This window comes from Streptomyces sp. TRM64462 (assembly GCF_013362995.1).
Classification (GTDB): domain Bacteria; phylum Actinomycetota; class Actinomycetes; order Streptomycetales; family Streptomycetaceae; genus Streptomyces.
Genome location: NZ_JABWDV010000446.1, coordinates 1 through 10,065 on the forward strand (window position 1 = coordinate 1; position 10,065 = coordinate 10,065).

Annotated in this window: 6 protein-coding genes; 4 read left to right on the forward strand and 2 right to left on the reverse strand. The window is 72.9% G+C overall.

All coding sequences use genetic code 11. The features are described 5' to 3' along the window. A partial coding sequence (locus HTZ82_RS28745) for an ATP-dependent helicase C-terminal domain-containing protein (RefSeq protein WP_302852288.1) occupies positions 1–1,343 on the forward strand: 1,343 nt, incomplete at its 5' end. A gap of 46 nt (positions 1,344–1,389) precedes the next feature. Here the strand turns inward: HTZ82_RS28745 and HTZ82_RS28750 are convergent. Further along, on the reverse strand, positions 1,390–3,177 hold the full coding sequence (locus tag HTZ82_RS28750; protein ID WP_175412309.1) for a lytic transglycosylase domain-containing protein: 1,788 nt from the start codon (positions 3,175–3,177) through the stop codon (positions 1,390–1,392). A 237-nt stretch (positions 3,178–3,414) separates the two neighbouring features. Here HTZ82_RS28750 and HTZ82_RS28755 point away from each other — a divergent pair, with 237 nt between their 5' ends. After that, the gene (locus HTZ82_RS28755) at positions 3,415–4,284 is read left to right on the forward strand and encodes a DUF4184 family protein (RefSeq protein WP_175412310.1); all 870 of its coding nucleotides are present in this window, start codon (positions 3,415–3,417) and stop codon (positions 4,282–4,284) included. 120 nt (positions 4,285–4,404) lie between these two features. On the opposite strand, the gene polA is transcribed toward HTZ82_RS28755, so the two are convergent. Further along, positions 4,405–7,116 carry a DNA polymerase I gene (gene polA / locus HTZ82_RS28760; RefSeq protein ID WP_175412311.1) on the reverse strand — a complete coding sequence of 904 codons (2,712 nt, stop codon included), beginning with the start codon at positions 7,114–7,116 and terminating at the stop codon, positions 4,405–4,407. Between the two features lie 134 nt (positions 7,117–7,250). Between polA and HTZ82_RS28765 the strand changes: the two genes are divergently transcribed. Both HTZ82_RS28765 and HTZ82_RS28770 read left to right on the forward strand, forming a co-directional pair. Beyond that, positions 7,251–9,551 carry an FdhF/YdeP family oxidoreductase gene (locus HTZ82_RS28765; RefSeq protein ID WP_175412312.1) on the forward strand — a complete coding sequence of 767 codons (2,301 nt, stop codon included), beginning with the start codon at positions 7,251–7,253 and terminating at the stop codon, positions 9,549–9,551. 59 nt (positions 9,552–9,610) lie between these two features. Next, positions 9,611–10,065, forward strand: a 455-nt coding sequence (locus HTZ82_RS28770; protein WP_175412313.1) for a PaaI family thioesterase, incomplete at its 3' end; no start/stop codon positions are given.

The window sequence follows — 10,065 nt, forward strand, 5'->3', positions numbered from 1 at the left end:
CGGGTGCGGCGGCCGATGCGATGGCCGATGCGGGCACGGCGGCCGGTGCGGGCGCGGTGGCGGATGCCGGGGCGGGAGCCGCGGCCGGTTCGGTGGCGGGCGCGGACGTCGCGGTCGGTTCGGCGGCGGGTGCCCGTGAGGCGTGGGACACAGGTACGGGCCTGGCGGCCGGTACCGCAGTGGGTGTCGCGCCGGATGCGAGGGCGGTACCGAGCGACGTGGCCGGTGCGGGGGCGGCGGCGGAGGCTGGTGCGGACGTTGTTGTGGATGGTTCGGCAGCACGTGTGGAGCCTGCGAGCGGCTCTGTGAGGGAGGTCCGCCCGGGGTCGGCCGCGGGTTCCGCGGGTGTGAGCGCCGGGGGTCTCGGGGGGCTGGGCGACGACGGGGTTGCCGGGGTTGTGGTGGCGTTGGCGTTTCCGGAGCGGGTGGCTCGGGCGCGGGGTGGGGGTGCCTTCTTGATGGTGTCGGGGACCGGGGCCGAGGTCGCGGGCGGGTCCGGGCTGCGGTCGGCGCCGTGGCTGGCGGTGGCCGTGGCGGACCGGCCCGCGCATGCCGCCTCGGCGCGAGTGCGGCTGGCCGCCGTGTGCGACGAGGACACGGCGCGGCTCGCCGCCGGGCATCTGCGGGTCGCGGGCGATGAGGTGCGGTGGGAGGACGGGGACGTCGTCGCACGGTCCGTCGAGCGGCTCGGGGCGGTCGACCTTGCCGTACGGCCGCTCAAGGACGCCGGCCCCGGTCTCGTACGGGCCGCCCTGCTGGACGGGCTGCGGCGTGAGGGGCTCGGGCTGCTGGGGTGGTCGCCCGACGCCGTGCGGCTGCGGGAGCGGCTGGCGTTTCTGCACCGGACGCTGGGCTCGCCCTGGCCCGACGTCTCGGACGGCGCCCTTCTGGAGCGTGCCGACGAGTGGCTGGAGCCGGAGCTGTCGCGGGCGCGGCGGCGTGCGGGTCTCGGCCGGATCGACGCGGGTGAGGCGTTGCGGCGGCTGCTGCCCTGGGCGAGCGGGGACGCCGCGCGCCTCGACGAGCTCGCGCCCGAGCGGCTGGACGTGCCGAGCGGTTCGCGGATCCGGGTCGAGTACGGGGGCGAACAGCCCGTGCTCGCGGTGAAGTTGCAGGAGATGTTCGGGCTCGGCGAGACGCCGAGGGTCGCGGGGGTGCCCGTACTGGTGCATCTGCTGTCGCCCGCCGGGCGTCCGGCCGCCGTGACCGCTGACCTGGCGTCGTTCTGGCGGGACGGGTACCGCTCCGTACGGGCCGAGCTGCGCGGCCGCTACCCGAAGCATCCGTGGCCGGAGGATCCGTCGGCCGCCGAGGCGACACGGCGGACCAATCCGCGGCGCTGACGGCCTTCGCCGTCGGCGCCGCGTCCCTTCCCTTCCTGCCGTGGCGTCAGCCGACCTCGAGTTCGAGGGTCAGGGTCGCTCCGCCCTCGGCGGTGAGGCGGATGAGGAATGTGCCGGTCCGGCTGTCGGCGTACATCTTCGGCAGCCGGACGACGCCGTCGGCGTCGGTCGTGAGGCCGGTGAGCGTGCGGACCGGGTTGCCCTTGTCGTCCTTGAAGTAGGGGCCGTGGTCGTTGGGCTCGGTGCCGTCCGCGGTGGCGACCATGGTCGCGGTCATCGCCACTCCGGAGGCGGCGGCGCCCTTGTGCGTGGCCTTCACGGTGATCTGCTCGGCGAACTCGCCCTCGGCTGCCGCCGTCAGCGGGGCGTCGCCGGTGCGCGTGAGGGTGTCGGCCTGGCGGGGCGTGACGGTCGCGGTGAAGTCGACCGGGGCCAGGTCGCGGCCCACGACGGTGGTCCGGACGGTGAACTCGCCCGTCCGCTCGCCTGCCTGGAGCACGGGTGCGGTGGCGGTGCCGTCGGAGCCCGTGGTCACGGTGACGCCGGCCGCCCCGTCGGGAAACCGTGTGTCGGTGTCGCCGACGATCTCGAACCTGATCGCCGCCCCCGCGACCGGCGAGCCCCACGCGGTGCGCGCGACGACCGCGGGCCGCTCGGTGAACGCGCTGCCCGCCGTGGTGGTGAGCGTGCCGGTGCCGGCCTTCTCCAGCCGGTGCACCCGCTTCTCGGGGGACGGGGTCGGGGTGGGCGTCGGAGTGGGCGTGGGGGTCGGGGTCGGGGTGGGCTTGGGGGTGATCACCGGCTTCGACGGCGTGGGCTTCGGGGTCGGCGTCGGTGTGGGGGTCGGGCTCGGCTTCGGCGTGGTGACCGAGGGGCTCGGCGTCGGCTTCGGCGTCGGCTTCGGCTTCGGCTTCGGCTTCGGCTTCGGCGTGGGGGTCGGCGTCGGCGTGGCGCCCGTGCGGCCGTTCTCCGTACCGTTCGCCGTCCCGTTGTCGCTGCGCTCGCGGTCGCTCGGCACCACACCGGTGCCGTCCGGGACCTCGTGGGTGCCGTTCTTGTAGAACTCGAACCAGGACAGCACCGTACGGAGGTATTCCCGCGAGCGGTTGTAGCTGAGGATCGCCCGGTCGAGGTCCGCCTTGACCGCGAGGTCGCGGTTGTTGGCGCACAGGTACATGCCGGCGGCCTGCGCGGCGTCGTAGATGTTGTTGGGGTCCTTGCGGCCGTCGCCGTTGGCGTCCTGGCCCCAGGAGGCCCAGGTGGAGGGGATGAACTGCATGGGGCCGACCGCGCGGTCGTAGCGCGTGTCGCTGTCGTACGCGCCGCCGTCGGTGTCGGGGATGTTGGCGAAGCCGGCGCCGTTCAGGACGGGGCCCAGGATCGGGGAGAACGTGGTGCCGTTGGCGTCGACGCGGCCGCCGCGCGCCTGGCCCGACTCGACCTTGCCGATGCCCGCGAGGAGTTGCCACGGGAGGTTGCAGCCGGGCTTGACGCCCTTGAGGTGCTGCTCGGCCTGCTTGTACGCGGCGAGGACGGTCGCGGGTATGCCGGCCTCGGCGGGTCCCGTGACGACGGGGTCGCCGGTGCCCGCGCCGGTGCCAGGGCCTTCGGTGGGGTTGGGGCTGTTGAGGGGCGGCAGGTCGGTGTAGTAAGGGGAGTCGCCGGTGGCGGTGTCGCCGGCGGAGGCCGGCGGTGTCGTGTCCGCCGCCGCCCGGTCGCCGTTGACCGGGGTCACGCCCGGTGCCTGCGACGCGGAGAGCGCCGCCACGGCGGCCGCGGCCACAGCGGTGGTGGTGGCTCCCTTGCGCAGCCGTCGGCCGAGATGCGCTGACATTCGCCTGTCCCTCCCCGATGGCGCCCGTCGGCGCCCGATGACGACCGCCGCGCTCCCCAGCGCGCGGACTCAGGCGACCCTACGTCAACCGTCGGCCCATGGCACCGACAGCTGACCGGTTTTCACGGTTTCGTCACCTGTCGTCCTTCCGGATTCCGGATCTGACGGTGCCGCATATCGACCGGAAGATGATGCAGACTGACCGACTGTCGCGTTCTTCACGGGGGTGCCCTTTCCATGCCGTTCACGCTCAGCCATGCAGCAGCCGTCCTGCCGGGGATACGGAGGTCGGGCGCCGGACGCGGTCCGCTCGTCGCGTCTGCCCTCGTCATGGGCTCGTTCGCGCCCGATATGACGTACTTCGCCGACAGTGTGGTGCCCGGTGCCATGGCGTTGGGCGACATCACGCACAGCGCGTGGGGCGTGTTGACGGTCGACGTGCTGGTGACGGCGGCGCTGGTGGCGGTGTGGCTGATGGTGCGTGAGCCGCTGGTGGCGCTGCTGCCGGGACGGTGGCGGGGCCGGGTGTACGCGGTGCTGCGGGGCCGGCCCTGGCGGGGGCGGCATCCTGTGGCGCTGGCGGCCTGGTTCTCCGTCTCGGCGGTCATCGGCGCGGCGACGCATGTGGTGTGGGACCTGTTCACACACGCCGACCGGTGGGGCATGCGGGTCTTCCCGGTGCTGGGCGAGGTGGTCGCGGGCTTCCCGGTGTATCTGTACGCGCAGTACGGGGGTTCGGCGCTGGCGCTGGTCGTGCTCGGGTGGTTCGGGTACGGGGCGCTGCGGCGCGCCCCGGCCGAGGCGGCGGACAGGCCGGACGGGTCGGACACGGCGGACGGGCCGGTCGCGGCGGACGTGCCGGGGCTGCGGGCGGTGCTGACGCGGCGTGGCCGGTGGCTGGCGGGCGGGCTGCTGGCGGCGTGCGTGGCGGCGGGTACCGCTCACCGGTGCCTGCGCTGGTACGCGTACTGGGGGCGGATCGAGACGCCCCTCGACATCATCCCGACCGCGTGCTTCGGTGCCGGGGCGGGCCTGGCCGTGGGCCTCGTCCTCTACGGGGCCGGCGTGCGGCTGCTGCGCACCACCGGCACCGCGACCCGCTCCTGACGACGGCGGGCAGGCGGGCGGGAGGGCCGGGCCCTGGGGCAGGCGCTCGGCCGGCGCCGGGCTGGCGGGCGGTGCGCCGCGGCGCGCCACCCGCCAGCCCTTCCGGCGTGAGCCGCGGCGTCAGTGCGCCGCCGACTCCCAGTCCGGGCCGACGCCCACCGACACGTCCAGCGGGGCCCGGAGCTCCACCGCCTTCGACATCTCGCGGCGCACGATGTCCTCGACGCGCTCCCGCTCCCCCGGCGCCAGCTCCAGCACGATTTCGTCGTGGACCTGGAGCAGCATCCGGGAGTTCAGGCCCGCGTCGGCCAGCGCCCGGCCGACGTTGAGCATGGCGACCTTGACGATGTCGGCGGCCGTGCCCTGGATCGGCGCGTTGAGCGCCATCCGCTCGGCCATCTCGCGCCGCTGCCGGTTGTCGCTGTTCAGGTCCGGCAGGTAGCGGCGGCGGCCCAGCATCGTCTCCGTGTAGCCCGTGGCGCGGGCCTCGTCGACGACGCGGCGCAGATAGTCCCGCACGCCCCCGAACCGCTCGAAGTACGTGTCCATCAGCGCCCGTGCCTCGGCGGCCTCGATGTTGAGCTGCTGGGACAGGCCGAACGCCGACAGGCCGTACGCCAGTCCGTACGACATCGCCTTGATCTTGCGGCGCATCTCCGCGTCGACGGCCGTCTTGTCCACGCCGAAGACCTGCGAGGCGACCGTGGTGTGCAGGTCCTCGCCGGACGTGAACGCCTCGATGAGGCCCTCGTCCTCCGACAGGTGGGCCATCACGCGCAGTTCGATCTGGCTGTAGTCGGCGGTCATCAGGGCCTCGAAGCCCTCGCCGACGACGAAGCCGCGCCGGATGGCCCGGCCCTCGTCCGTACGGACCGGGATGTTCTGCAGGTTCGGGTCCGTGGACGACAGCCGGCCGGTGGCGGCGACCGTCTGGTTGAACGTGGTGTGGATGCGGCCGTCGGACGCGATGGTCTTGATCAGGCCCTCGACCGTGACGCGCAGCTTCGCCTGCTCACGGTGGCGCAGCATGATGACCGGCAGTTCGTGCTCGGTCTGCGCCGCGAGCCAGGCCAGCGCGTCCGCGTCCGTGGTGTAGCCGGTCTTCGTCTTCTTCGTCTTCGGCAGGTTCAGCTCGCCGAAGAGCACCTCCTGGAGCTGCTTGGGCGAGCCGAGGTTGAACTCGTGCCCGACGGAGGCGTGGGCCTCCTTTATGGCCTGCTGCACGGCGCCGGCGAACTGCTGCTCCATGGCCTCCAGGTGGGGCCGGTCGGCGGCGATGCCGTGCCGCTCCATGCGTGCGAGCAGCTCGGACGTGGGCAGCTCCACCTCGTGCAGCAGCCGGGTCGCGCCGACCTCGTCGAGCCGGGCGGTGAACGCCTCGCCGAGGTCGAGTACGGCCCGGGCCTGGGCCATCAGCGCGTCCCGCTCGGCGGTGTCCTCGGCGCCGAAGGCGAGCTGGCCGTCGGCGGCGGCCGCGGGGGCGAGCTCGCGGCCCAGGTACTCGACGGACAGGGCGTCGAGCGCGAACGAGCGGCGGCCGGGCTTCACCAGGTACGCGGCGAGCGCGGTGTCCATGGTGACGCCGGCGACGCTCCAGCCGTGTTCGGGGAAGACCCGCATCGCGGCCTTGGCGTTGTGCATGGTCTTGGGCCGCTCCGGGTCGGCGATCCAGGCGGCGAACGCCCGCTCGTCGGCCTCGTCCAGCTCCGCCGGGTCGAACCAGGCGGCGGCGCCGCCCGCGGCGGCGAGGGCGACCTCGGACACGCTGCCCACGCCGAGCGCCCAGCTGTCCACGGTGACGACGCCCAGCGGCTGCCCGCCGTGCCGCTCCAGCCACGGCGCGAGCTCGCCGGCGCCGAGCACCGCGCCGTCCAGCTCCACACCGGCGGCCGGTGCGGGGGCCTCCTCCTCGGCGGCGCCCGGGTCCACGGCGAGCAGCCGGTCCCGCAGGCTCGGGTTGCGGATCTCCAGGACTTCCAGGAAGCCCTTCAGGGCCGTGCGGTCGTACGGGGCGCGCTCCAGGTCGGCCACCGCCTTCGGCAGCTCCACGTCCCGGACGAGCTCCGTGAGGTGCCGGTTCAGCTTCACCGACTCCAGGTGGTCGCGCAGGGCCTGCCCGACCTTGCCCTTGACCTCGTCGGCCCGCTCCACGAGTTCCGCGAACGAGCCGAACTGGTTGATCCACTTCGTGGCCGTCTTCTCGCCGACGCCCGGGATGCCCGGAAGGTTGTCGGACGGGTCGCCCCGCAGGGCCGCGAAGTCCGGGTACTGGCTCGGCGAGAGACCGTACTTCTCCTTGACCTTCTCCGGCGTGAACCGGGTCAGCTCCGAGACGCCCTTGGTCGGGTACAGCACGGTGACGTGGTCGGAGACCAGCTGGAAGGAGTCACGGTCACCGGTGACGATCAGCACATCGAAGCCGGCGGCCTCGGCCTGTGTGGCGAGCGTGGCGATCACGTCGTCCGCCTCGAAGCCGTCCACCGCGAACCGCTGCGCGTTCATGGCGTCCAGCAGCTCGCCGATCAGCTCGACCTGGCCCTTGAACTCGTCGGGCGTCGACGAGCGGTTCGCCTTGTACTCGGGGAACTCCTGGGAGCGCCATGTCTTGCGGGAGACGTCGAACGCCACCGCGAAGTGCGTGGGGCCCTCGTCACGCAGCGTGTTCGCCAGCATCGACGCGAAGCCGTAGACGGCGTTGGTCGTCTGGCCGCTCGACGTCGTGAAATTCTCCGCGGGCAGCGCGAAGAACGCCCGGTACGCCAGGGAGTGCCCGTCCATGAGGAGCAGGCGGGGTCGGTCTTGCGCGGTCTTCTTCGATGCTGTCTCAGCCACGCACACGATCCTGCCACGCTCCACTGACAACCACGGACGGCGTCACCCGTTGTCGGTGCCGCGTGACAGGATCGGAGACGTACCTCGTGCGCGCTCGGACAAGGCGCGTGCACGGCGACTCGAAGGAGAGCGCGATGGCCAGCAAGCCGCCCGCCGACGACCCCGTCCAGGACGCGCCGCAGGTGACGGCCGTCCAGCACGCGGCCGCCGGCCTGCCCGCCGTCGCGCACACGCTGCGGATGGCGCAGCGGCAGATGGGCGTGCGGCGCACGGCCGGCACGCTCCGCAAGGTCAACCAGAAGGACGGCTTCGACTGCCCGGGCTGCGCCTGGCCGGAGGCCGACAAGCGGCACGTGGCGGAGTTCTGCGAGAACGGCGCCAAGGCGGTCGCCGAGGAGGCCACGCTGCGCCGGGTCACTCCGGAGTTCTTCGCGGCGCACACGGTCGCGGACCTCGCGGGGCGCAGCGGCTACTGGCTGGGGCAGCAGGGTCGCATCACGGAGCCCATGTTTCTGCCGGAGGGTGCGGAGCGGTACGAGCCGGTGAGCTGGGAGCGGGCCTTCGGGATCATCGCCGAGGAGCTGAAGGCGCTCGGCTCGCCCGACGAGGCCGTCTTCTACACCTCGGGCCGTACGAGCAACGAGGCGGCGTTCCTGCTCCAGCTCTTCGCGCGCGAGTTCGGCACGAACAACCTGCCGGACTGCTCCAACATGTGCCACGAGTCGTCGGGCTCGGCGCTCACCGAGACGCTGGGGGTCGGCAAGGGCAGCGTCTCGCTGGACGATCTGCACCAGGCGGACCTGATCATCGTGGCCGGGCAGAATCCGGGCACCAACCATCCGCGCATGCTGTCCGCGCTGGAGAAGGCCAAGGCCGCGGGCGCGCGGATCATCTCGGTGAATCCGCTGCCCGAGGCGGGGCTCGAACGCTTCAAGAACCCGCAGACGCCGAAGGGCCTCGTCAAGGGCACGGCCCTGACGGATCTGTTCCTCCAGATCCGTATCGGCGGCGACCAGGCCCTGTTCCGGCTCCTCAACAAGCTGATCGTCGAGACGGAGGGCGCCGTCGACGAGGACTTCGTCCGTACGCACACCCACGGGTACGAGGAGTTCGCGGCCGCCGCGCGCGCCGCCGACTGGGACGAGACCCTCGCCGCGACCGGTCTGGCCCGGTCGGACATCGAGCGGGCGCTTCGGATGATCCTCGCCTCGGAGCGCACCATCGTGTGCTGGGCCATGGGACTCACCCAGCACAAGCACGCGGTCCCCACGATCCGCGAGGTCGTGAACCTGCTGCTGCTCCGCGGTGCCGTCGGCCGGCCCGGCGCGGGTGTCTGCCCCGTGCGCGGGCACTCCAACGTGCAGGGCGACCGCACCATGGGGATCTTCGAGCGGCCCGCGCCCGCGTTCCTCGACGCGCTGGACAGGGAGTTCGGCATCTCGTCGCCGCGCCACCACGGCTATGACGTGGTCCGCGCCATCCAGGCGCTGCGCGACGGGCGGGCGAAGGTGTTCTTCGCCATGGGCGGGAACTTCGTGGGGGCCACCCCCGATACGGAGGTCACGGAGGCCGCAGTGCGCCGGGCGCGTCTCACCGTCCATGTGTCGACGAAGCTCAACCGGTCCCATGCCGTCACGGGCACGCGCGCGCTGATCCTGCCGACGCTGGGCCGGTCCGACAAGGACGTCCAGGCCGGTGCTCCCGGCAAGCGGGGCACGGTGCGGTTCGTCACCGTCGAGGACTCGATGGGCCTTGTGCACGCGTCGCGCGGCAACCTGCCCCCGGCGAGCCCGTGGCTGCTGTCGGAGCCGGCCATCGTCGCGCGGATGGCCCGTGCCGTCCTGGGCGACGCCTCGGCCACGCCGTGGGAGGACTTCGAGCGGGACTACGCGACGATCCGCGACCGCATCGCGCGCGTGATCCCGGGGTTCGAGGACTTCAACGCCCGGCTCGCCGCGAACCCCGGCGGCTTCGCGCTGCCGCACGCCCCGCGTGACGAGCGGCGCTTCCCCACGGCCACCGGCAAGGCCAACTTCACGGCGGCGCCCGTCGAGTACCCGAAGGTGCCGGAGGGCCGGCTTCTGCTGCAGACGCTGCGTTCGCACGACCAGTACAACACCACCATCTACGGCCTCGACGACCGTTACCGCGGCATCAAGGGCGGCCGCCGCGTCGTCCTGGTGCACCCCGACGACGCCCGCGCGCTCGGCCTCGCCGACGGTGCCTACGCGGACCTCGTCAGCGAGTGGACCGACGGCACGGAGCGCCGCGCCCCCGGCTTCCGGGTCGTCCACTACCCGACCGCCCGTGGCTGCGCGGCCGCGTACTACCCGGAGACGAACGTCCTGGTGCCGCTCGACGCCACCGCGGACATCAGCAACACCCCCGCCAGCAAGTCCGTCGTCATCCGTCTGGAACAATCACCGGCCGACTGAGCGTTCGCTCAGTGAGCACCGCAGGACAGCCGTACGACGACGAACGGAGTTCGGGCCCCATGGGCGAGCAGACGACAACCAGGTTCCCGCAAGAGGTCATCGACGAGTACGCCGCGCTCGGCGTCGACCTGCCCGCCCTCTTCTCCGCAGGTCACCTCGGCAACCGCATGGGCGTGCAGATCGTCGAGGCCGCCGCCGAGCGCGTCGTCGGCACCATGCCCGTCGAGGGCAACACACAGCCGTACGGGCTCCTCCACGGCGGTGCCTCGGCCGTGCTCGCCGAGACGCTCGGCTCCATCGGCGCCATGCTCCACGGCGGCTCCCGCAAGATCGCCGTGGGTGTCGACCTGAACTGCACGCACCACCGGGGCGTCCGATCCGGGCTTGTCACCGGCGTGGCGACGCCGGTGCACCGGGGCCGGTCCACGGCGACGTACGACATCGTCATCACGGACGAGCAGGACAAGCGCGTCTGCTCGGCCCGCCTGACCTGCATGTTGCGCGACGTCACCCC

Coding starts and splice junctions, on each gene's coding strand:
- HTZ82_RS28765 (WP_175412312.1), top strand. CDS start 7,251: ATGGCCAGCAAGCCGCCCGCCGACGACCCCGTCCAGGACGCGCCGCAG.
- HTZ82_RS28755 (WP_175412310.1), top strand. CDS start 3,415: ATGCCGTTCACGCTCAGCCATGCAGCAGCCGTCCTGCCGGGGATACGG.
- HTZ82_RS28750 (WP_175412309.1), bottom strand. CDS start 3,177: ATGTCAGCGCATCTCGGCCGACGGCTGCGCAAGGGAGCCACCACCACC.